This is a genomic window from Caulobacter radicis (assembly GCF_003094615.1).
Taxonomy (GTDB): Bacteria; Pseudomonadota; Alphaproteobacteria; order Caulobacterales; family Caulobacteraceae; genus Caulobacter; species Caulobacter radicis.
The window spans coordinates 64888-88281 of record NZ_QDKO01000040.1; the positions used below are offsets into that span (position 1 = coordinate 64888).

17 protein-coding genes are annotated in these 23394 nt (G+C 68.4%); 7 read left to right on the forward strand and 10 right to left on the reverse strand.

What is annotated here, in order from left to right; translation table 11 throughout:
* The first annotated feature begins 314 nt into the window (after positions 1-314).
* The 5 genes from dnaK (at position 315) to DDF62_RS20910 (ending at position 10353) form a co-directional block, all read left to right on the forward strand.
* Positions 315-2222, forward strand: a complete 1908-nt coding sequence (gene dnaK / locus DDF62_RS20890) for a molecular chaperone DnaK (RefSeq protein WP_116490887.1) — start codon at positions 315-317, stop codon at positions 2220-2222.
* A 158-nt stretch (positions 2223-2380) separates the two neighbouring features.
* Entirely contained in the window at positions 2381-3535 is a 1155-nt protein-coding gene (gene dnaJ / locus DDF62_RS20895) for a molecular chaperone DnaJ (RefSeq protein ID WP_116490888.1), read from the forward strand.
* 125 nt (positions 3536-3660) lie between these two features.
* Complete coding sequence (gene rhuM / locus DDF62_RS20900) at positions 3661-4716, forward strand: RhuM family protein (protein WP_244286897.1); 1056 nt, start codon at positions 3661-3663, stop codon at positions 4714-4716.
* 33 nt (positions 4717-4749) lie between these two features.
* Complete coding sequence (gene mutS / locus DDF62_RS20905) at positions 4750-7452, forward strand: DNA mismatch repair protein MutS (RefSeq protein WP_116490890.1); 2703 nt, start codon at positions 4750-4752, stop codon at positions 7450-7452.
* Positions 7453-7530: 78 nt separating this feature from the next.
* Positions 7531-10353: a [protein-PII] uridylyltransferase gene (locus DDF62_RS20910; protein WP_116490891.1), complete on the forward strand. Its 2823-nt coding sequence runs from the start codon at positions 7531-7533 to the stop codon at positions 10351-10353.
* Positions 10354-10601: 248 nt separating this feature from the next.
* Here DDF62_RS20910 and DDF62_RS20915 read toward each other — a convergent pair whose 3' ends face one another.
* The 6 genes from DDF62_RS20915 to DDF62_RS20940 form a co-directional block, all read right to left on the reverse strand.
* Positions 10602-11504: a ParB/RepB/Spo0J family partition protein gene (locus DDF62_RS20915; protein WP_116490892.1), complete on the reverse strand. Its 903-nt coding sequence runs from the start codon at positions 11502-11504 to the stop codon at positions 10602-10604.
* Between the two features lie 101 nt (positions 11505-11605).
* Positions 11606-12412, reverse strand: coding sequence for a ParA family protein (locus tag DDF62_RS20920; protein ID WP_116490893.1), 807 nt, complete (start codon positions 12410-12412; stop codon positions 11606-11608).
* Positions 12396-13061 (reverse strand): 16S rRNA (guanine(527)-N(7))-methyltransferase RsmG, encoded by a 666-nt coding sequence (gene rsmG, locus DDF62_RS20925; RefSeq protein WP_116490894.1) that lies wholly within the window; start codon positions 13059-13061, stop codon positions 12396-12398. The genes DDF62_RS20920 and rsmG overlap by 17 nt, the downstream gene beginning before the upstream one ends.
* Entirely contained in the window at positions 13061-14929 is a 1869-nt protein-coding gene (gene mnmG / locus DDF62_RS20930) for a tRNA uridine-5-carboxymethylaminomethyl(34) synthesis enzyme MnmG (RefSeq protein WP_165832325.1), read from the reverse strand. The genes rsmG and mnmG overlap by 1 nt, the downstream gene beginning before the upstream one ends.
* Positions 14930-15101: 172 nt before the next feature.
* Complete coding sequence (mnmE, locus tag DDF62_RS20935) at positions 15102-16439, reverse strand: tRNA uridine-5-carboxymethylaminomethyl(34) synthesis GTPase MnmE (protein ID WP_116490896.1); 1338 nt, start codon at positions 16437-16439, stop codon at positions 15102-15104.
* A 4-nt stretch (positions 16440-16443) separates the two neighbouring features.
* Complete coding sequence (locus tag DDF62_RS20940; protein WP_058347082.1) at positions 16444-16689, reverse strand: DUF6489 family protein; 246 nt, start codon at positions 16687-16689, stop codon at positions 16444-16446.
* A gap of 115 nt (positions 16690-16804) precedes the next feature.
* On the opposite strand from DDF62_RS20940, the gene DDF62_RS20945 reads away from it, so the two are divergent.
* Both DDF62_RS20945 and DDF62_RS20950 read left to right on the forward strand, forming a co-directional pair.
* Positions 16805-17497 (forward strand): dienelactone hydrolase family protein, encoded by a 693-nt coding sequence (locus tag DDF62_RS20945; protein ID WP_116490897.1) that lies wholly within the window; start codon positions 16805-16807, stop codon positions 17495-17497.
* Complete coding sequence (locus DDF62_RS20950; protein ID WP_116490898.1) at positions 17497-18462, forward strand: quinone oxidoreductase family protein; 966 nt, start codon at positions 17497-17499, stop codon at positions 18460-18462. The genes DDF62_RS20945 and DDF62_RS20950 overlap by 1 nt, the downstream gene beginning before the upstream one ends.
* A gap of 213 nt (positions 18463-18675) precedes the next feature.
* On the opposite strand, the gene rho is transcribed toward DDF62_RS20950, so the two are convergent.
* The 4 genes from rho to hemE all read right to left on the reverse strand — a co-directional run bounded on the left by rho (position 18676) and on the right by hemE (position 22980).
* Positions 18676-20121, reverse strand: a complete 1446-nt coding sequence (rho, locus tag DDF62_RS20955) for a transcription termination factor Rho (RefSeq protein WP_116490899.1) — start codon at positions 20119-20121, stop codon at positions 18676-18678.
* Positions 20122-20429: 308 nt separating this feature from the next.
* Positions 20430-20942 (reverse strand): CopD family protein, encoded by a 513-nt coding sequence (locus DDF62_RS20960; RefSeq protein WP_279629674.1) that lies wholly within the window; start codon positions 20940-20942, stop codon positions 20430-20432.
* Entirely contained in the window at positions 20891-21955 is a 1065-nt protein-coding gene (gene hemH, locus DDF62_RS20965) for a ferrochelatase (protein ID WP_425267069.1), read from the reverse strand. Before hemH ends, DDF62_RS20960 begins: the two co-directional genes overlap by 52 nt.
* On the reverse strand, positions 21952-22980 hold the full coding sequence (gene hemE / locus DDF62_RS20970) for a uroporphyrinogen decarboxylase (RefSeq protein ID WP_116490901.1): 1029 nt from the start codon (positions 22978-22980) through the stop codon (positions 21952-21954). Before hemE ends, hemH begins: the two co-directional genes overlap by 4 nt.
* Between the last annotated feature and the right edge of the window lie 414 nt (positions 22981-23394).

The following is a 23394-nucleotide window of genomic DNA, read 5'->3' on the forward strand; positions in this document are numbered from 1 at the left end:
ACCGGACTTTTCGCGGCGTCGGCCGAGGGTCGACAGGCCGACGCTGCGACGTTCCGTCTTGCAGATTCCCCTTCTTTCCCTGCGGGAATGGGGTTGCGACTGTACGCGTATCCCCCATATCGGGCATCGAAGCGGGGTTGACGGGCTCGTCAACTTCGATTGAAGCCTCTCCTTTCGCCTGGTTCGTCCAGGCGGCAGGATTTTGGATCAACCCTAGACGCGACCAGACGGGGACGGACCGAGAAAAACCGGGGCGCTTCTGATAAGGCCCTTGTCACCGCCGTCCGCCATTCGAGGAGCTGCAGGCACACCACATGAGCAAGATTATCGGTATCGACCTTGGCACCACGAACTCGTGCGTGGCCATCATGGACGGCAAGAACCCGAAGGTGATCGAGAACGCCGAAGGCGCTCGCACCACCCCGTCGGTCGTCGCCTTCCTCGAGGACGGCGAGCGCCTGATCGGCCAGCCCGCCAAGCGCCAGGCCGTGACCAACCCGACCAACACCCTGTTCGCCATCAAGCGCCTGATCGGCCGCAACGCGAACGACCCGGTGGTCGAGAAGGACAAGGGCATGGTGCCCTACGAGATCGTCAAGGGCCCGACCGGCGACGCCTGGGTCAAGGCGCACGGCAAGGACTACTCGCCCCAGGAAGTCTCGGCCTTCATCCTGCAGAAGATGAAGGAAGCCGCCGAAGCCCACCTCGGCGAGCCGGTGACCAAGGCGGTCATCACCGTCCCGGCCTACTTCAACGACGCCCAGCGTCAGGCGACCAAGGACGCCGGCAAGATCGCCGGCCTGGAAGTCCTGCGCATCATCAACGAGCCGACCGCGGCGGCCCTGGCCTACGGCCTGGACAAGAACGACGGCAAGAAGATCGCGGTCTACGACCTGGGCGGCGGCACCTTCGACGTCTCGATCCTGGAGATCGGCGACGGCGTGTTCGAGGTGAAGTCGACCAACGGCGACACCTTCCTGGGCGGTGAAGACTTCGACCTGCGGATCGTCGACTACCTGGCCGACGAGTTCAAGAAGGAGCAGGGCGTCGACCTGCGCAAGGACAAGCTGGCCCTCCAGCGCCTGCGCGAAGAGGCGGAAAAGGCCAAGAAGGAGCTGTCGTCGACGGCTCAGTACGAGGTCAACCTGCCGTTCATCAGCATGAACGCCTCGGGCCCGCTGCACCTGAACATCAAGCTGTCGCGCTCGAAGCTCGAAGCCCTGGTCGACGACCTGATCGCCCGCACCATCGGTCCGTGCGAACAGGCCCTCAAGGACGCCGGCCTGAAGAAGAGCGACATCGACGAAGTGATCCTGGTCGGCGGCATGAGCCGCATGCCCAAGGTCCAGCAGGCGGTGCAGGACTTCTTCGGTCGCGAACCCCACAAGGGCGTGAACCCCGATGAAGTCGTGGCGCTGGGCGCGGCCGTTCAGGCCGGCGTGCTGCAAGGCGACGTCAAGGACGTGCTGCTGCTCGACGTGACCCCGCTGACCCTGGGCATCGAGACCCTCGGCGGCGTCTTCACCCCGCTGATCGAGCGCAACACCACGATCCCGACCAAGCGCTCGCAGACCTTCTCGACCGCTGACGACAACCAGTCGGCCGTGACCATTCGCGTGTTCCAGGGCGAACGCCCGATGGCCGTGGACAACAAGATCCTGGGCCAGTTCGACCTGGTGGGCATCCCGCCGGCGCCGCGCGGCGTGCCGCAGATCGAGGTCACCTTCGACATCGACGCCAACGGCATCGTCCAGGTTCACGCCAAGGACAAGGCGACCAACAAGGAGCACTCGATCCGCATCCAGGCCAACGGCGGCCTCTCGGACAGCGACATCGAGCGCATGGTCAAGGAAGCCGAGGCCAACAAGGCCGCGGACGAAGAAAAAAAGAAGCTGGTCGAGGCCAAGAACCAGGGCGAGGCTATCCTGCACTCGACCGAGAAGGCCCTGGCCGAGCACGGCGACAAGGTCGGCGCGGCTGAAAAGACCGCGATCGAGACCGGCGTCACCGAGTTGAAGACCGCCCTGGAAGGCGAGGACGTCGAGGCCATCCAGGCCAAGACCCAAGCCCTGATCCAGGCGTCGATGAAGCTGGGCGAGGCCATGTACGCCGCCCAGCAGGGTGGTGAAGGCGCCGAAGGCGGCGCCGAGGCCGCCACGGACGACGGCGTCGTCGACGCCGAGTTCGAGGAAGTGGACGGCGCCGACAAGCCGGCTTCCTAAGCCATGGACGCGCCGGCGAACGATCCTTCGAGATCCGTTCGCCGGCGCGCTCGTTTTGCGGTGCGCCCGATTGACGCCTTGCGGCGGGGCGCCCCCTCCCCCACCTCTTTCTCGACACTCCCTGTCTTGTTGAGCCTTACGGGCGCCGAACGCTGACGATGCGCGACTATTACGAAATTCTCGGCGTGAACCGGACCTGCGACGACGCGGGCCTGAAATCCGCCTTCCGCAAGCTGGCGATGCAGCACCACCCCGACCGCAACGGCGGTTGCGAGGATGCGAGCGGCCGGTTCAAGGAGATCAACGAGGCCTACAGCGTCCTCTCCGACCCGCAGAAGCGCGCCGCCTACGACCGCTTCGGCCACGCCGGCGTCAACGGCCCGCAAGGCGGCCCCGGCGGCATGGGCGGCGGGTTCGACGCCAGCGACATCTTCGGCGACGTGTTCGGCGATGTCTTCGGCGAGATGTTCGGCGGCGGCCGCCGCCAGTCCAACGGCCCCCAGCGCGGCCAGGACCTGCGCTACGACCTGGAGATCTCGCTGGAGCAGGCCTATGCCGGCGCCGAGGTCGAGATCACCGTTCCGGCGGCCATGACCTGCGAGGTCTGCGACGGCTCGGGCGCCAAGCCCGGCACCAGCCCCACCGTCTGCGGCTCGTGCGGCGGCGCCGGCCGCGTGCGCGCCACCCAAGGCTTCTTCTCGGTCGAGCGCGCCTGCCCCCGCTGCGGCGGCTCGGGCCGCCTGGTGCTCGACCCCTGCACCGGCTGCCATGGCCATGGCCAGGTCCGCAAGGAACGCATCCTGTCGGTCCGCATCCCGGCCGGCGTCGACGACGGCGCCCGGATTCGTCTGGCGGGCGAAGGCGATGCGGGCGTGCGCGGCGGTCCGCGTGGCGACCTCTACCTCTTCCTGTCGGTCAGCCCGCACGAGCTGTTCGAGCGCGACGGTCTCGACCTGCTCTGCACCGTGCCGGTGCCGATGACCGTGGCCGCCCTGGGCGGCGAGATCGAGGCCCCGTGCCTGAAGGGCGGCGAGACCTGCGACGGCACCTGCCGGATCAGCGTCAAGGTTCCCGAAGGCGCCCAGACCGGCAAGACCGTCCGCCTGAAGGGCAAGGGCATGCCGTCGCTGCGCAACCGCCAGCGCGGCGACCTGGTGGTCGAGCTGTTCGTGGAAACCCCGACCCACCTGTCGGCCCGCCAGAAGGAGCTCCTCAAGGAGCTGGCCGGCCTGTGCGACGACAAGCAGAACCCCAAGTCGGCCAACTTCGTCGGCAAGGCCAAGCGCTTCTGGGAAGAAGTGACGGGGAACTGAGCTTCCTGTCCCGATGATCGATGGAAGGCCCGAGGCGAAAGCTTCGGGCCTTTCCTTTTGCGCGCTTCGGCTTGCCAGAACGATCTTTTGTTCTACTATTGTTCCACGCAAGCCAGGGGACGCTCGTGACCGTCGACGTCGATCAGCCCGTCGCTCTCGTCGAGGACGACAACGGCCATCGCTTCCTGATCTATGCCGTCAATAGCGGCGTCCGCGTCGAGCTGCGCCATGACGGCGACGCGCTCTGGATGACCCAGGCGCAGATGGCGCAGCTCTTCGGGCGCGATCCCTCGGTCATCTACCGCCACGTCAGCAACATTCTCGAGGAAGGCGAACTCACCGAGGCGGATAACTTGCAAAAAATGCAAGTAATTGGCGCAGGCCGTCCGGGTACGCTCTACAGCCTCGATATGGTGATCTCGGTCGGCTATCGCGTTAGCTCGGCCCAGGCGACGCTATTCCGGAAATGGGCGACCGGCGTCCTCGTGCGCTTCGCCACCAAGGGCTTCGTCGTCGACGCCGAGCGCCTGAGGACCCCCGAAGAGAACGATCGCGTCCGCGAACTGCGCGAGATCGTCCGGGATATCCGCGCCTCGGAAGCCAACCTCTATGCCGAGCTGCGGCGCATCTGCGCCATGTGCCAGGACTACGTGCCGAGTTCCCAAGCCGCGACGACCTTCTACCGTCGCACCCAGGCCAAGCTGTTCTACGCCGTGACCAACCAGACACCGTCGGAAACGCTGAACGAACGCGCCGACGCCGCGGCGCCGAACATGGGCCTGCAGGCCTGGCCCAAGGACGAGATCCGCCAGGCCGACGCGCTGGTGGCCAAGAACTATCTGGCGCCGGCCGAGATCAGAGAGCTGAACCGCCTGACCGACATCCTGCTCGGGATCTTCGAAGACCAGCTCGACATCGGCCGATTGCTGGTCATGGACGACGCCACCCGCCTGCTCGACCAGCAACTGGCGAACCTGAACCGCGTCGTTCTAGATCATGGCGGGAACGTCCGCCACGACGAGGCCGCGGCCGCCGCGAAGGCGCAATACAAGCTTTTCGACGATCGACGCAGAGCGGCCCGGCGTGCGGAAACCGATCGTGACCTCGCAGCCCTTCGAGAAGCCGACAAGACCCTGCCGAAAGCGCGTCGGGCGGCGAAAAACCCCGGTCGCACCCCTTAACGAAAACCCCGACGCTCTGTAGTTTCCGGTCGGATGAACGCCCCCGTTTCTACGCCCGTCCAGACGTTCGACGCCACCGGCGCCACGCCGGTGATGCAGCAGTTCTTCGACATGAAGACCCGGCAGCCCGACGCCCTGCTGTTCTTCCGGATGGGCGACTTCTACGAGCTGTTCTTCGACGACGCGATCCGCGCGGCGGCCGCCCTGGGCATCTCCCAGACCTTCCGGGGCACCCATGCCGGCCAGCCGATCCCGATGGCCGGCGTGCCGCATCACGCGGCCGAGGCCTATCTGTCGAAGCTGATCCGCATGGGCTTCAAGGTCGCCGTCTGCGAGCAGATGGAAGACCCGGCCGAAGCCAAGAAGCGCGGCTCCAAGTCGGTGGTCCGCCGCGACATCGTCCGCGTGGTGACGCCGGGCACCCTGACCGAGGACGGCCTGCTGGACGCCCGGGGGGCCAATCGCCTGGCGGCAGTGGCCATCCGCGCGGGCCAGGCGGCCGTGGCGGCCGTGGAGCTGTCCACCGGCGAGGTCGAGTGCTTCTCGACCGGCAAGGACGGTGTCGGCCCGCTGCTGGCGGCCCTGTCGCCGTCCGAGACCCTGGTCGCCGACCGCCTGCTGGCCGACGATCACCTGGCCCAGACCCTGAAGATCTGCGGCGGCCTGATCCAGCCGATGCCCTCGGCGCTGTCGGAGCCGCAGGCCTCGGAGACCCGGGTCAAGCGCCTCTACGGCGTCGACACCCTGGACGGCTTCGGCGGCCTGGCCCCGGCCGAGATCGGCGCCCTGGGCCTGATCGCCGCCCACCTCGAAATGACCCAGGCCGGCAAGCTGCCGGCCCTGCGCGCGCCGCGCCGCGCGGCCGAGGCCGACGTAATGTCGATCGACCCGGCCACCCGCTCCAGTCTCGAGATCGACCGCACCCAGAGCGGCGACCGCAACGGCTCGCTGCTGGCGGCCATCGACCGCACCGTCACGCCGGGCGGCGCGCGCCTGCTGGCCTCGCGCCTGGCTCGCCCCCTGCTGGACCCTGCGGCCATCGACCAGCGCCTGGACGCGGTCGAATGGTTCGTCGAGCACCGGTCCCTGCGTGAACGCCTGCGCGAGCAGCTGAAGGGCTCGGGCGACATGGCCCGGGCCCTGGCCCGCCTGGCCCTGGGCCGCGGCGGTCCGCGGGACCTGGCCTGTCTGCGCGACGGCCTGAAGACCGGCGAGAAGCTGGCCGGCATGGTCGGCGGCTCGGGCGACCCGCTGTCGCCGCCGCCGGTCGAACTGGAGGGCGCCCTGGCCGCCCTGACGCCGTCGCTGCACCAGGGCGTCTCGCAGCTCCTGAACACGCTTGAAGCGGGCCTTGGCCCCGACCTGCCGGCCCTGGCCCGCGACGGCGGCTTCGTGGCCCCCGGGATCCGTCCCGAGCTCGACCAGGCCCGCGCCCTGCGCGACGACAGCCGCCGGGTGGTGGCCGCCCTGGAACAGCGCCTGATCCAAGAGGCCGGCATCCCGCTGAAGATCCGCCACAACGGCGTACTCGGCTATTTCGTCGAGGCCACCGCGGGCAAGGCCGATCCGCTGTTCCAGCCGCCGCTGAACGCCACCTTCATCCACCGCCAGACCCTGGCCAACCAGGTGCGCTTCACCACCGTTGAGCTGGCCGACCTCGACGCCCGCATCGCCCAGGCCGCCGAACGGGCCCTGGCCATGGAAGTGGCCGCCTACGAGGACTGGCGGGCCGAGGCCTGCGCCCTGGCCGCGCCGATCCAGGCCGCCGCCGAGGCCCTGGCCCGCCTGGACGTGGCCTCCAGCCTGGCCGAATGGTCCGAGGACGCCGGCGCCGTGCGCCCGGCCGTCGACAAGTCGCTGGCCTTCGAGGCCAAGGCCGCCCGCCACCCGGTGGTCGAGGCCGCCGTGCGCCGCGCCGGCGACCCCTACACCCCCAACGACTGCCGCCTGGACGCCGCCGGCGAGGTCGCTGCGCGCCTTTCCATCGTCACCGGCCCGAACATGGCCGGTAAGTCGACCTTCCTGCGCCAGAACGCCCTGCTGGCCATCCTGGCCCAGGCCGGCTGCTACGTGCCGGCCAAGAGCTTCCGGCTGGGCGTGGTCGACCGCCTGTTCAGCCGCGTCGGCGCCGGCGATGATCTGGCGCGCGGCCGCTCGACCTTCATGATGGAGATGGTCGAGACCGCCGCCATCCTGACCCAGGCCACCCCGCGCAGCCTGGTCATCCTCGACGAGATCGGCCGCGGCACCGCCACCTATGACGGCCTGGCCATCGCCTGGGCCTGCGCGGAGTCGCTGCACGACACCAACCGCTGCCGCGCCCTGTTCGCCACGCACTATCACGAGCTGGCGACGCTGGAGGAGCGCATGGCGCACGTCTCCAACCTCAGCCTGCGGGCCAAGGAGTGGAACGGCGACCTGGTGTTCCTGCACGAGGCCGCCGACGGCCCGGCCGACCGCTCCTACGGCGTGCAGGTGGCCAAGCTGGCCGGCGTGCCGCCGCAGGTGGTCGCCCGCGCCAAGGAGGTGCTCGATCGCCTGGAGAGCAAGACCGAATCACCGGCCAAGCTGGACGACCTGCCGCTGTTCGCCGCCACGGCGCCCATCGCCGCGGCGCCTGCCGTTTCGGCGCCCAGCGCCGTGGATGGGGCGCTGAAGGAGCTGGACGTGGACGGCATGAGCCCCCGCGAGGCTCTCGAAGCGCTTTATCGCCTTAAGGGTCTGCTCAAGACCTAGGATCAATCATAGGAGCATGGCGGCGGCCGGTTCCGGTGGTCGCTTTGGCCGCCCGTCTCGGACACCCATATAACCGCCATGCCTCGCCGCCTTCGCCCCACGCCCCTGGAACATGTCGTCGACGGCCACGCCCTGCGCGCGCGCCTGTCGGCCGCCGCCCTGGACGCCATCGGCGACGAGGCCGCCCAGCGCGCCCGGGCGATCGACATCCTCAAGCAGGCCCTGTTCCGCGGCCGCATGATCGCCAAGGAGCGGCTGGAGAACGGCGCCGGCGGCGTCGAGACCGCGCGCCTGCTCAGCGGCGTCACCGACGAGGTGATCACCGCCCTCTACGACTTCACGACGGTGCACGTCTTCCGCGCCCGCAACCCGACCGAAGGCGAGCGTCTGGCGCTGATGGCCGTGGGCGGCTACGGCCGCGCCACCCTGGCCCCGTTCAGCGACATCGATCTCCTCTTCCTGCGGCCCTACAAGCAGACGCCGCACGTCGAGAGCGTGATCGAATACATGCTCTATGCGCTGTGGGACCTGGGCTTCAAGGTCGGCCACGCCTCGCGCACCATCGAGGAGTGCGTCCGCCTCTCGAAGGAAGACTTCACGATCCGCACCTCGATCCTCGAGGCCCGGCGGCTGACGGGCGACGAACGCCTGGCCGCCGACCTCAAGCGGCGGTTCCGCGACGAGGTCATGAAGGGCACCGGCCAGCAGTTCGTGGCCGCCAAGCTCAAGGAGCGCGACGATCGCCAGGCCCGCGCCGGCGCCAGCCGCTACATGGTCGAGCCCAACGTCAAGGAGGGCAAGGGCGGCCTGCGCGACCTGCACACCCTGGTGTGGATCGCCGAGTACCTGCACCCGGTCGACGCCCCGGAGGACGTCTTCAAGATGGAGGTGTTCTCGGGCCGCGAGACCAAGGCCTTCATCCGCGCCTTCGACTTCCTGCACGCCGTGCGCGCCCATCTGCACTTCACCACGGGCCGTCCCGAAGAGCGCCTGACCTTCGACCTGCAGCCCGAGATCGCCCGCCGCATGGGCTATGGCGACCGCGGCGACGCGCCGGCGGTGGAGCGCTTCATGCGCCGCTACTTCCTGATCGCCAAGGAAGTGGGCGCGCTGACGCGGGCTTTCTCGGCCAAGCTGGAGGCCGAGCACTTCAAGAACGAGCCCAAGGGCATCTCGCGCTTCCTCCCGGGCGCCAAGCCCAAGCGCAAGGCCCTGGACGCGCCCGGCTTCTACGAGGACGGCGGCCGGCTGAACATCGACGGGCCGGCGATCTTCGAGAGCGATCCGGTCAACCTGATCCGCCTGTTCAAGATCGCCGACGAGCGCGACCTTGACCTGCACCCCGACGCCTTCACGGCCGTGACCCGGCACCTGGGGCTGATCACCTCGAAGGTGCGCCGCGATCCGGAGGCGACGCGGTCGTTCCTGGACCTCTTGGCGCGAGGCAAGCGCAGCTATCGCACCCTGACCCTGATGAACGACGCCGGCGTGCTGGGCCGCTTCATCCCGGAGTTCGGCCGCGTCGTCGCCCAGATGCAGTTCAACATGTACCACTCGTACACGGTGGACGAGCACACCCTGCGCGCGGTGGGCCTGATCGGCGACATGGCCGCCGGCCGCCTCTCGGAAGACCATCCGCTGGCCGTGTCGATCATGCCGCTGATCGAGGACCGCGAGGCCCTGTTCCTGGCCATGCTGCTGCACGACACCGGCAAGGGCGGCGTCGGCGGCCAGGAGAAGGCCGGCGCCCGCTCGGCCCGCAGCGCCTGCGAGCGCCTGGGCGTCGAGCGGTCCAAGGTCGAGCTGGTCGCCTGGCTGGTCGAGAATCATCTCGTGATGAGCGACTTCGCCCAGAAGCGCGACGTGTCGGATCCCGGCACCGTCGCCGCCTTCGCGCGCATCGTCGAGAACCCCGAGCGCCTGCGCCTGCTGCTGGTCATCACCGTGGCCGATATCCGGGCCGTGGGGCCCGGCGTGTGGAACGGCTGGAAGGGCCAGCTGCTGCGCGAGCTCTACAACGCCACTGAGGCGGTTTTCAGGGGTGGCCGGGGCAGTGACGCCACCGCCAACGTTCAACGCCACCAGGAGGCCGCCGCGGCCGCCGCACGCGAGGCCCTGATCGCCGCCGACCCCGCCGCCAAGGGCTGGGCCGCGGCCATGGAGGACGCCTATTTCGGCGCCTTCGGTCCGCAGGACCTGCTCGACCATGCCGCCCTGGCCCGCCGGGCCGCCATCCAGGGCGGCGCGGCCGCCGAGGGCAAGGTCAATCCCGGCGCCAACGCCGCCGAGATCGTCATCGCCGCGCGCGACCGTCGCGGCCTGTTCGCGGATCTGGCCCTGGCCATCTCGTCGCTGGGCGGCAACGTCGTCGGCGCCCGGGTCTTCACCTCCCGCCAGGGCCAGGCGCTGGACGTCTTCTATGTGCAGGACGTCACCGGCTCGGCGCTGGGCTGCGAGAACCCCCGCGCCCTGCGTCGCCTGGCAGACGCCCTGGAAGCGGCCGGTCGCGGCGAGGGCGTCAATGTCGAGGCCCGGCGCGGCGCCGAGCTGGCCCGCACGGCCGCCTTCGCCATCGCTCCCACCGTCGTCGTCGACAACGAGGCCTCGCACGAGGCCACGGTGGTGGAAGCCTCGGGCCGCGACCGTCCGGGCCTGTTGCAAGCCCTGGCCCGCACCCTGGCCGACAACGGTCTCTCGATTCAGTCGGCCCACATCGACGGCTATGGCGAGCGGGCGGTCGACGCCTTCTACGTGCAGACGGCCGAGGGTGGGAAGCTGGCCGACGGCCGCAAGGTCTCGGCGCTGAAGGCCGACTTGCTTTCGGCGCTCGAGCAGAACGAGGCGGGCGCCCCGAGCACCCGTCCGGGTCTCAAGCGCGCCCGGGCCAGCGTCGCGCGCTAGGACCGGCGCGCGGATAGCGATTCGAGATTCCGGTCAAATAGTTCGCTGGCAACCGCGTCGCCGGGCTGTGGAAAAATTCCGTCGCCGGAGCTTTCAATTCGGCGGCCGGTTCTGGATTTTTCCCTTATCCGGCAATGGATTACGCGAGAATATCGCCCTCCCCGCCCTCGCCTGTGGCGAATGGCGCGACCCAGTATACGGCCGCGCCTTTCTTCATGCGCCACAGGAGACCCCGAAAACAGGGCCGATCAGACGCCCCGCGTCAGGCGGTTGCAGAGGTCGTCCAGTTGCTCGAGGGTCGCGTAGCGGACGATGAGCGAGCCGGCGCCGCCGCGATGGTCGATCTCGACGTCGAGGCCGAGGACCGACGACAGGTCGGCTTCCAGGGCCTGGGTGTCGGTGTCCTTGGCGCGCGGCGCACGCGGAGGCGCCGAGCCGCCGTTCTTGGCGCGCGGGGTGGCGTCGCCGGTCTGGGCGACGCGGGCCAGGGTCTCGGTCTCGCGCACCGACAGGCCGCCGTCGATGACCTGCTGGGCCAAGGCGCCCGGATCGGCGGCGGTGGCGATGGCGCGAGCGTGACCGGCGGTCAGGGCGCCGGTCACCAGGTGCTGCTGCACCGCTTCCGGCAGGGCCAGCAGGCGCAGGGTGTTGGCCACATGGCTGCGGCTCTTGCCGATGGTCTGGGCGATGGCGTCCTGGGTGCGGCCAAACTTGTCCATCAGCACGCGGTAGCTCAGGGCCTCTTCGAGGATGTTGAGGTCCGAGCGCTGGACGTTCTCGATGATGCCGATCTCGAGCACGGCCAGGTCGTCGAGCTCGCGCACGATGATCGGCACGGTCCGGAGACCGGCGCGCTGGGCGGCCCTCCAGCGACGCTCGCCGGCGACGATCTGGTACTCGCCCGGAGCGCCCGGCGCCGGCCGCACCAGGATCGGCTGGAGCACGCCCTTCTCGGCGATGGAGTTGGAAAGTTCTACCAGGTCTTCCTCGCGGAAGGTCCGGCGGGGCTGGTCGGGATTACGCTTCAGAAGCTCGATCGGGGCTTCCCGCGAACCGCCGGTATTGTCGCCCGGCGCCTGGGCCGGGGCGGCGTCGACCTCGCCCAGCAGCGCCGACAGACCGCGACCCAGACCCCGACGGCCTTCCGACATCCCCGCTTCACCGACCACGACCGTCTCCTCGAAACTTCAACTTCAATAGTGACTTCGACCCGTATCCTCAGGTCGAGGCTCAAATGGGTAGGCCCTGTGGATCAGGCGGCCTGGGCCTGGCGATCCTTCTCGCGGCTGATCACTTCACGAGCCAGCCGCAGGTAGGCTTGGCTGCCAGCGCACTTGAGATCGTAGAGCAGCACCGGCTTGCCGAACGACGGCGCCTCCGACACCCGGACGTTCCGCGGTATGACCGCGTCGTACACCTTGTCGCCGAAATGCTCGCGCACGTCGCGGGCCACCTGTTCGGAGAGGCTGTTGCGGCGATCGTACATGGTCAGCACCACGCCCTGGATCTCCAGGCGCGGGTTCAGGCTGCCACGGACACGCTCGATGGTGCGGATCAGCTGTGTCAGGCCTTCCAGGGCGAAGAACTCGCACTGCAGGGGCACGAACACGGCGTCGGCCGCGGTCATGGCGTTGACCGTCAGCACGTTCAACGACGGCGGACAGTCGATCAGCACATAGGTGTAGGGGCCGCTGGCCCGCAGCGGCTCCAGGGCGTCGCGCAGGCGGTACGAGCGACGGGCCACCTGGCCCAGCTCCAGCTCCACGCCCGACAGGTCGGCGTCGGCCGGGATCACGTCCAGGCCCGGCAGCGAGGTCTGGACGGCGGCCTCGATCACCGGGGCCTCGCCCATCAGCACGTCGTACAGCGTCTTCTTGCGCTGCAGGCGCCCGATGCCCAGGCCCGTGGAGCAGTTGCCCTGCGGGTCGGCGTCGATCAGCAGCACGCGCTCGCCGCATGCGGCCAGGGCGGTGCCCAGGTTGATGGCCGTGGTGGTCTTGCCCACCCCGCCCTTCTGGTTGGCGACCGCCAGGACTCTCAGCTCAGACTTTGCGGACACGGCTCAGCCCCTTGATTTGCACGACATGACCGCGCGGGTCGCTCTTGGAGCCCCGCACGTCCGACTCGAACTTCCAGGTCTTCTCGGCTTCAGCGATCTCGGCGGCGACCTCCTGGCCCTTCAGGAACCAGGCGACCGCGCCGCGCTTGAAATAGGGTTGCGAGTATTCCAGCAGGCGCGGCATCGGCGCGCAGGCCCGGGCCGTGACCACCTGCACCTTGAGGTCCAGGCTTTCGGCGCGGGCGTTGTGGATCTCGACCGGCAGGTCGAGTTCGCGGCAGACGGCGTCGAGGAAGCGGCAGCGCTTGGCCATGCTCTCGACGAGGTGGACCTTGGCCCCGGGAACGCCCTTCAGCAGGATGGCCAGCACCACGCCGGGCAGGCCGGCGCCGGCGCCCAGGTCGGCCCAGACCTTGGCCTGCGGCGCGAAGGTCAGCAGCTGGGCGCTGTCCCAGGCGTGGCGGTTCCAGTAGGCAGCCATCGAGGCCGGACCGACGAGGTTCATCACCTCGTTCCATTCGGCCAGCAGATCCTTGTAGCGCGCCAGGTCGGCGATCTGGGCGTCAGTCGAACCCGTCAACCGCTGGAAGGCGGCGGCGTCGACTGGGTCGAGCGTTTCGATGACGAGATTGGAAGCGGCTTCAGCCATCAGGCGGCCCGGCCCCGTCGCACGTGGGCCAGCAGGGCCGTCAGGGCGCCCGGGGTGACGCCCTCGATGCGGGCCGCCTGGCCCAGCGTCAGGGGCTTCACCCGGATCAGCTTCTCGCGCACCTCGTTGGAGAGGCTGCCGATGTCGCGGTAGTCGAGGTCGGCCGGCAGGCGCAGATCCTCGTCCTTGCGCAGGGATTCGGCGTCGGCGCGCTGGCGGTCAAGATAGCCGGCATAGGCCGCCTCGATCTCGATCTGCTCGCGAGCCATCGGGCTCCAGTCGGCGATCTCGGGCCAGACGCGAACCAGGTCGTCGAGACCCACGTCCGGATAGGCCAGCATGGCCAGGACGTCGCGGCGCTGACCGTCGGCATTGACCTTGAAGCCGGCCTTGACGGCCTCAGCCGGGGTCATGTTCAGGGCGCGGGCGCGAGCACGGACCGCGTCCAGCTCCGCCTTCTTGGCGGCCCAGGCGGCGGCGCGGACGTCGCCCACGACGCCCAGCTGCACGCCACGCTCGGTCAGGCGCTGGTCGGCGTTGTCGGCGCGCAGGGTGAGGCGGAACTCGGCCCGGCTGGTGAACATGCGGTAGGGCTCGGTCACGCCACGGGTGACCAGGTCGTCGATCATCACGCCGATATAGGCTTCGTCGCGCGCGAACACCGCCGGCTCGTGGCCCAGCGCCGACAGCGCGGCGTTCATGCCGGCGACCAGGCCTTGCGCCCCGGCCTCTTCATAGCCCGTGGTGCCGTTGATCTGGCCGGCCAGATAAAGGCCCGGCAGGCGCTTGGTCTCCAGCGTGGCGTAGAGCTCGCGCGGATCGACATAGTCGTATTCGATCGCGTAGCCGTAGCGGATCACCTCCACGGCCTCGAGGCCGGGAATGGTGCGCAGGAACAGGAGCTGGGTCTCGGCCGAGACCGAGGTCGAGACGCCGTTCGGATAGACGGTGTCGTCGTCCAGGCCTTCGGGCTCCAGGAACACCTGGTGGCTGGTCTTGTCGGCGAAGCGGACGACCTTGTCCTCGATCGACGGGCAGTAGCGCGGGCCGATCCCCGTGGCGCGACCGCCATAGACGGCGGACTCGCCCAGGCGATCGGCGATGATCCTGTGGGTTTCCTCGGTGGTGAAGGTGATGCCGCAGCGGATCTGCGGCACCTCGATCTTGTCGTTGAGGAACGAGAACGGCACGGGCTCTTCGTCGGCCGCCTGCATGTCGAGGCGGTCCCAGGCGATGGTCTTGCCGTCCAGGCGGGCGGGCGTGCCGGTCTTCAGGCGGCCCATGTCGAAGCCCAGGCCATAGAGACGGTCCGACAAGCCGATCGACGGCTGGTCGCCGACCCGGCCGGCCGGGATGCGGGTTTCGCCCTGGTGGATGACGCCCTTCAGGAAGGTGCCGGTGGTCAGCACGACTTTAGACGCGCGATAGACCGTACCCTCCCCGTCCACGGCGCCGGCCACGTGGGCGTCCTCGACGATCAGGTCTTCGGCGGCGGCGGCGATGACGTCGAGGTTGGGATAGGCGAACAGCTCGGCCTGCATGGCCTGACGATAGAGCTTGCGATCGATCTGCGAGCGCGGACCGCGGACGGCCGGGCCCTTGGAGCGGTTCAGCATCCGGAACTGGATGCCGGCCTTGTCGGCCATGCGGCCCATCAGGCCGTCCAGGGCGTCGATCTCGCGCACCAGGTGGCCCTTGCCCAGGCCGCCGATGGCCGGGTTGCACGACATCTCGCCGACGGTTTCACGTTTGTGGGTCAGCAGCAGGGTGCGCGCGCCGGTGCGCGCGGCGGCCGCCGCGGCCTCGCAACCGGCGTGACCGCCGCCAATAACGATGACGTCCCAGGACTGGGGCGAAGAGCTGGACAAGGGAGAAACGCGCCTCAATGCGGAACACGCCCGACCCGGCGGGCGCGTGCCTGACTTATAGCTTCAAGCCGCCCTGTGGGCGAGTCGAGTCCGGGGCGTTTCACGTGAAACGCGGTGCGCGTATCTGTGGTCAGGCTGTGGACGGTTCAAGACCCTGTTCCACGTGAAACATTCACTTCCCAATGCAGAAGCTTGAAAAGACACGGTCAAGCACGTCTTCCGGATCGATCCGGCCTGTGATCCGAGACAATGCACGGGAAGCCAGGCGAACATCCTCAGCGGCCAGTTCCACGTCGTCTACCTCGGCCAGGGCGCGTTCCAGGTAGGCTCTGGCCTCCCCCAGACGTTCCGCGTGGCGGATCCGCGTGGCGGCGGGAAACTCCGCGCCGGACAGCGCCTGGACCACGTGATCGGTCAGGGCGGCGCGGATCGGGTCGGCCCCCTGCTCCCGCGCCGACAGCGCCACCACGTGCAACCCGAGTTCGGCGGTCTGTTCGCGTATGGCCGCAACGACAGCCGGCTCTACCAGATCGGTCTTGTTGACCACCAGCCAGTCACCCGCGCGGACGATTGCGTGGTGTTCGGAATGTTTCACGTGAAACTCGCCGGCATCGACGACCCACATCCGCAGGTCGGCTTCCTCGGCCCAGACCCGCGCGCGGCGCACGCCCTCGGCCTCGATATCGTCGGCGGTCTCGCGGATCCCGGCCGTATCGGCCAGCAGCGCCTTGTAGCCGCCCAGCACCAGCGGAACCTCGATGACGTCCCGCGTGGTCCCAGGCGTCGCCGTGACGATCGCCGCGTCGCGCTCGGCCAGCGCATTGAGCAAGGTGCTCTTGCCGGCATTGGGCGCGCCGACCAGGGCGATGCGGAAGCCGTCCCGCACCCGGCGACCACGTGCGACATCCGCCAGGGCGACGTCGATCTCGGCCTTCAAGGTCTCCAGTCCGGGACGGGCCCGGGCCGCCACGTCTTCCGGCAGTTCCTCGTCGGGGAAGTCGACGGCCGCTTCCAGCATGGCCAGGGCCTGGACCAGCAGGTCGCGCCAGGCGTCGTAGCGCCGGCCCAGGGCGCCGCCCAACTGGCCCAGCGCCTGCTTGCGCTGGCCTTCGGTCTCGGCGTCGATCAGGTCGCCCACGGCCTCGGCCTGGGCCAGGTCGAGCTTGCCGTGCTGGAAGGCGCGGCGGGTGAACTCCCCCGGTTCGGCCAGGCGCAGGCCCAGGGCCGACAAGGCGCCGAGCATGGCCTCGACGACCGCCCTGCCCCCATGCACGTGAAACTCGGCGGCGTCCTCGCCGGTGTAGCTGGCCGGCCCCTGGAACCACAGCACCAGCGCGTCGTCGAGCGCGACGCCGTCTTGGCGCAGGGTGCGAAGGACGGCCTGGCGCGGCTTGGGGAGGTTTCCCGTGAGGGCGCGCACGGCCTCGCCGCTGGCCGGACCCGAGACGCGGATCACCGCCACGGCGGCGCGGCCCGCCGCCGTCGCCGGCGCGTAGATCGTATCGACCATCAGATCAGTCGCGCTTGCCGACCGCCGCTCCGGCCGCGGCCGTCATCAGCTTGCGGAAGCTGTCCTGGGCGCCGGCCCCGAACGCCATCCAGTTCTTCAGAAGCTCTTCGGGGGCCAGCATCGCCATGTTGGCGTCCATGCGGGCCTGCATCTCCTTGACGAGATGGTCGTTCAATCCGCTTACGTCGGGCAGGCCCAGGAAGGCCCGCGCCTCGACCGGGGTGCAGTCGATCTCGATCGTCATCTTCATCGAAAAAGTTCCCTGGCGGCAGGCCACGAGATTGTGACGCCGCGCACTGCTCGGGGCAGGTTAGAGCGCTTCGGTCGAAAGTCCCATCGACGGCTTATTGTATGTGGAGAGCCCCATGAGCGAGACCCTCACGATCAACACGCCCGATGGCGACTTCTCGGCCTATGTGGCGCGTCCCGCCACGGGAGACAATCCGCCGGCCGTCGTCGTCATCCAGGAGATCTTCGGCGTCAACCAGGTGATGCGCGACATCTGCGACAAACTGGCCGGCGAGGGCTTCCTGGCCGTGTGCCCCGACCTCTTCTGGCGGATCGAGCCCGGCATCGACATCACCGACAAGTCGGAAGCCGAGTGGAAGAAGGCCTTCGAACTGTTCAACGCGTTCGACGTGGACGCCGGCGTCGCCGACATCGACGCCACCATCGACGCCATCCGCCCGCAGTCGTCGGGCAAGGTGGGCGCGGTCGGCTACTGCCTGGGCGGCCTGCTGGCCTTCCTGACCGCCACCCGCACCGACGCCGACGCCTCGGTCTCCTATTACGGCGTCGGCCTGGAAAAGCATGTCGGCGAGGCCGAGAAGCTGGAAAAGCCGCTGCTGCTGCACGTGGCCGAGGAAGACAAGTTCGTGCCCAAGGAAGCCCAGCAGGTGATCTTCGCCGCGCTGAAGGACCACCCGCAGATCACGCTTCATACCTATGCGGGCCGCGACCACGCCTTCGCCCGCGAGGGCGGCGAGCACTATGACGCCGCCGACGCCGCCCTGGCCAACGGCCGCAGCCTGGCCTTCTTCAAGAAGACCCTCGCCTGATGCTGGCCGTCGAAGCCAAGGCCGCCGGCGGGCCCGAGGTGCTGGAGGTCGTCGAACGCGACCTCCCCTCGCCCGGCCCCGGCCAGATCCTCGTCCGCCATGCGGCCGTCGGTCTGAACTTCATCGACACCTATCACCGCTCGGGCCTTTACCCAGTGAAGTACCCGCAGGTGCTGGGCCTGGAAGCCGCCGGTCACGTGGAGGCCGTCGGCGAGGGCGTCACCCGCTTCGCCGTCGGCGACCGCGTCGCCTACAACGGCACGATGGGCGCCTATGCGCAGGCCTCGGTGGTTCCGGCCGATCGGGCGGTGAAGGTTCCGGAAGGTGTCGACCTGGAGGTCGCCGCCGCCGTCCTGCTCAAGGGCATGACGGCCGAGTTCCTGGTCCGTCGCTGCTTCCCCGTGCAAGCCGGCCAGACCGTGCTGGTCCATGCGGCCGCCGGCGGCGTCGGCCAGATCCTGGTGCAGTGGGCCAAGGCCCTGGGCGCCAGCGTCATCGCCACGGTAGGCTCGGAAGCCAAGGCGCAGATCGTCCGCGACCTCGGCGCCGACCACGTGATCCTCTACGACCACGAGGACGTCGCCGCCCGGGTCGCCGAGATCACCGGCGGGGCCGGCGTGCCGGTCGTCTATGACGGCGTGGGCAAGGACACCTTCCAGGGCAGCCTGAAGAGCCTGGGCCGGCGCGGCGTGCTGGTCACCTATGGCAACGCCTCGGGACCCGTGCCGCCGTTCGCGCCGCTGGAGCTCGGCGCCAAGTCGGCCTTCATCACCCGCCCTCGCCTGTTCGACTACATCGTCACGACGGAGGAGCTCGACGAGAGCGCCGCGGCCCTGTTCGAGGTCCTGGCGTCTGGCGCGGTGAAGATCGAGATCGGGCAGCGGTTTCCGCTGGCGGAGGCCCGAGCGGCGCACGAGGCGCTGGAGGGTCGGAAGACGACAGGGGCGACGGTGCTGGTTCCGTAGCACCAAGATCCTCTCCCTTTGGGAGAGGTGTCGGCGTAGCCGACGGAGAGGGGTGTGGGTGATCAGCTGGCCGATACTGCGGCAGCTGAGAACGTCCCCCCTCCGGCCTTACGGGCCACCTCCCGCAGAGGGGAGGATCTCAACGCCACCGACCAACAAAAAGGCCCCGGATCGCTCCGGGGCCTTTCTCGTGTTTCACGTGAAACACCAAGCTTAAGTATTCATGCTCTGGAAGAAATCGCCGTTCGTCTTCGACTGGCGCAGCTTGTCGAGCAGGAACTCGATGGCGTCCGAAGCGCCCATCGGGTTGAGGATCCGGCGCAGCACGTAGGTCTTCTGCAGCTGGTCGCGCGGGGTGATGAGCTCTTCCTTGCGGGTGCCCGACTTGAGCACGTCGATGGCCGGGAAGATGCGCTTGTCGGCCACCTTGCGGTCCAGGACGATTTCCGAGTTACCGGTGCCCTTGAACTCTTCGAAGATGACTTCGTCCATCCGGCTGCCGGTGTCGATCAGGGCCGTGGCGATGATCGACAGCGAGCCGCCTTCCTCCACGTTGCGCGCGGCGCCGAAGAAGCGCTTGGGGCGCTGCAGGGCGTTGGCGTCGACACCGCCGGTCAGCACCTTGCCCGACGACGGGACGGTGGTGTTGTAGGCCCGGCCCAGACGCGTGACCGAGTCCAGCAGGATGACGACGTCGCGCTTGTGCTCGACCAGGCGCTTGGCCTTCTCGATCACCATCTCGGCGACCTGCACGTGGCGGGTGGCCGGCTCGTCGAAGGTCGAGGCGATGACCTCGCCCTTCACCGTGCGCTGCATGTCGGTGACTTCTTCCGGGCGCTCGTCGATCAGCAGGACGATCAGATAGCACTCGGGGTGGTTGGTCTCGATCGACTTGGCGATGTTCTGCAGCATCACCGTCTTGCCGACGCGCGGCGGGGCGACGATCAGGCAGCGCTGGCCTTTGCCGAGCGGGGCGACGATGTCGATGACGCGGCCCGAGCGATCCTTGATGGTCGGATCGGGCAGTTCCATGTTCAGGCGCTCTTCGGGATAGAGCGGCGTCAGGTTGTCGAAGTGCACCTTGTGGCGCACGTTCTCGGGGCTCTCGAAGTTGATCTTCGAGACGCTGGTCAGGGCGAAGTAACGCTCGCCTTCACGGGGCGAACGGATCGCGCCCTCGACGCTGTCGCCGGTGCGCAGGCCGAACTTGCGGATCTGCGAAGGCGACACGTAGATGTCGTCCGGACCCGGCAGGTAGTTGGCTTCCGGCGAGCGCAGGAAGCCGAAGCCGTCCTGCAGCACTTCCATGGTGCCCGAACCGAAGATCTCCACGCCTTCCTCGGCGAGGGTCTTCAGGATGGCGAACATCATGTCCTGCTTGCGCATCGAGTTGGCGTTCTCGACCTCGAAGGTCTCGGCGAACGCCAGCAGATCGGCCGGGGACTTTTCCTTCAGCTCCTGCAGCGACATGCGCGTCAGGCCCATGGCGGCGATGGCCGCCGTGATCTCGGCGTTGTCGTCTTCGTCGTCGGCGCCCGCCTCGATGGCGGCGTCGGTCTCGGCCACGATCTCGACGGCGGCCTCTTCCGTGGCTTCCCCAAGGGCGTCCACGGGGGCGTCCAGCTCGAGCGGGGCTTGGGGATCGGTTTCTTCAGTCATGCATAGACTCGCGGTCGCCCGGATACGATCCGGGCTTGGATAGAAATTCAGCCGGCTTCAAGCGAAGGCGGCGATGGGGTCGCGCCATGACGACGGCGCGGATCGATCAGGGGAACGGATCATGGGGCGCTCCAGGACGGGCGCGATCCGTGAAAGACGGGAACGCTGCGGTATGACCGCAACGTCTGACCAAGACGGGAACCACAAGGCGGGTTCGCGGTCAAGCGCTACCGATGGAGTCCTGTGGGACTCCATCGCCTGGCGGGGGATAAGGCGGGGAGAAGGCGGGACGCTTCGGCCCCTCCCCGCTAGTTCAGGTACTTGGTCGTCACCGACAGCACGATGACGATCGCCGCCACGAAGGGCAGCTCGTTGGTGGCGCGCCAGAACTTCTCCGAGCGGGTGTTCTGGCCGGCCTCGAACGCCTTTCGGGCCTTCGACAGGAAGCCGTGCCAGCCGAACAGGAAGAACACGCCAGCCAGCTTGGCCAACATCCAGGGCTTCAAGAGGAAGTCCCAGCCGCGGATCACGCCGTCGGCCATGATCAGGCCCAGGCCGAAGACCAGGGCGGCGATCATCGCCGGATTGATGATCCCCCGCAGCAGCCGCCGCTCCATGACCTTGAAGGTCGCGTCCATCTCCGAACCGAGCGTCGCCTGCGTGTGATAGACGTAGAGGCGCGGCAGGTAGAGCATCCCCGCCATCCAGGCGATCACGGCCAGGATGTGCAGGCCGCGGATCAGGTTGAAATGCTCGACCAGGAAGTCGGTCACGCGCGGGCTCCAGAGCGGGTATTGGGGCAGGATCGGTCGCTGCCGCAGACCTGTGGCGCTTCCGAAGAGAGCGCCTCAGTCACGAGAGTCCCCAAACAATCTATGAATGCGGGCCACACGCCAAGCGCCGGCGCGCGGGCGTAGATCGAGCCGCCGTGGGCGTAGAACAGCTCGCGATACTCGACGTCGAGCTCGACCAGGGTCTCGATGTGCTCGGAGACGAAGGCGATCGGCGTGACCACCAGGGCCAAGCCCTCATGCGCCGCCGCCTCGACCTCCTCGTCGGTGGATGGTCCGATCCATTTCAGCGGGCCGACGCGGCTCTGATAGCTGATCTTCCAGTCGACGCCCTCGCCCAGGATGTCGCCGAGCTTATCGACCACGGCGGCGGCCGTAGCCTCGACCTGGCGCTGGTAGGGATCGCCGGCGGTGATCACCTTTTCCGGCAGGCCGTGGGCCGAGAACAGGATCCGCGCCGGCTTGGGCGAGCCGGCCTTGAGGTACTCCGCCCGAACCAGGTCCGCGTGCGCCTGCACGAAACCATCGGCCGCGGGATAGCAGCAGACGGTCGTCATCCGCCCCGGACCCTTGCGGTAGGCCTTGCTCCACGCCTTCAGCGACGAGGCCGTCGTCGTTGTGGAGTATTGCGGATAGAGCGGCAGCAGCACCACTTCGTCGGGCTTCCAGGCCTTGACGGCCCTGGCCGTCTCGCCGGTCAGCGGGTCCCAGTAGCGCATGGCGACGAAGGCCTTGACCGTGTCGCCCGGCAACCGCTGCGCCAGCACCGCCTCCAGCGCCCGCGCCTGTTTCTCGGTTTCCGGCAGCAGCGGCGAGCCGCCGCCCATCAGCGCGTAGTTGGCGCGGGCCGACTTGGCCCGCGTCGTCGAGATCAGCGCCGCCACCGGATAGCGGACGAAGAACGGCGCCTGGATGATCGCCGGATCGCGAAACAGGTTGAACAGGAACGGCCGCACCGCCGCCTGGCCGTCGGGCCCGCCGAGATTGAACAGGACGACGGCGATCCTGCGCCCAGCTTCCGCGCCGCTCTTCACTTCGCTCACAGGCCGGTCACCCGCTTCAGCACCTGCTCGACATGAGCGATCGGCGTGTCGGGCAGGATGCCGTGGCCCAGGTTGAAGATATAGGGGCCTTGCCCCCACTGCTCGAGCATCTGCTCGACGCGTTCGTCCAGCGCCGGCCCGCCGGCCCGCAGCAGCAGCGGATCCAGCGCGCCCTGGATGGTCTTGGTCTTCTGGATGGCCTGGCCGAGCTTCGCCGAGGCCGAGGTGTCGAGCGCCACGCCGTCCACCGGCACGGCCTGCGCGTAGGCTTCGACGAGCGTTCCGGCTCCGCGGGGGAAGCCGATCAGCGGCACGGTCACGCCGCGCGCCCGAAGGCCCTCGACGATGGCGATGTGGGGCTTGGTCACCAGGCGGTCGAAAAGCGGCTCAGAGAGGCCCTCGGCCCAGCTCTCGAACAGCTTCAGCGCCTGGGCGCCGGAAGCGGCCTGCATGGCCAGATAATCGACCGTGGCGTCGACCAGGATCTGGATCAGTCGGTCCAGCTTGTCGGCGTTCTGGTAGGCGAAGGTGCGCGCGCCCGAGCGATCGCTCGATCCGCCCTCGATCATGTAGGTCGCCACCGTCCACGGCGCACCGGCAAAGCCGATCAGGGCCTTCGAAGGATCGATGTCCGCTCGCACGCGCGAAAGCGTCTCGCCGACGGCCTTCAGGGCCTCGCCGGCCTGCTGGGTCTTGTCGGCCATGGCGTCCAGATCGGGCAGCTCGCCGAGCTTGGGGCCTTCGCCGGCCTCGAACCAGACCTTCTGGCCCAGCGCGCCGGGGATCAGCAGGATGTCGGCGAAGACGATGGCCGCGTCATACGGAAAGCGGCGCAGCGGCTGCAGGGTGACTTCGGCGGCCTTCTCAGGGTTCAGGCAGAAGCTGATGAAGTCCGGGGTCGTCGCCCGCACGGCGCGATACTCGGGGAGATACCGTCCCGCCTGGCGCATGAACCAGACCGGGGGACGCTCGGCGGTTTCACCGGCCAGCACGGAGAGAAACTTCGGGATCGGGGAGCTCGTCATACCGGCGGTTAAATCCCGGCGAGCCGTTCCACTCAAGTCCGTGCGATCCCGTACCCTCTTATTCTTCTTAAAAATAAGAATCTTAGAGAGAGAGGAAGAAGGGGGAGGGCAAGTGCAACACGGGGATAAGTCCGCCCCGGTGGACAACTCCAACAGGCCCTACTCGGTATGCCCCAGCTTGGTACACATGGGAGTCATACCTTGTGAACTTCGTGGACAAGCTTCCAAGTCACGAGATTCCTTACGGAACCCAGACGATGGTGAACGGGAAATTAACCACCCGTTAGGACTTTCCACAAGCGCGGGAGAACGCTCGGGCACAGGTCCCGGTGGGCAGGTTCAAGCTGGGGATTGTCCGGCGTCAATGAGGCCGTTTATCACAGGGGCGCGGCGCAGCGTCGCGCTGGGGCGCAT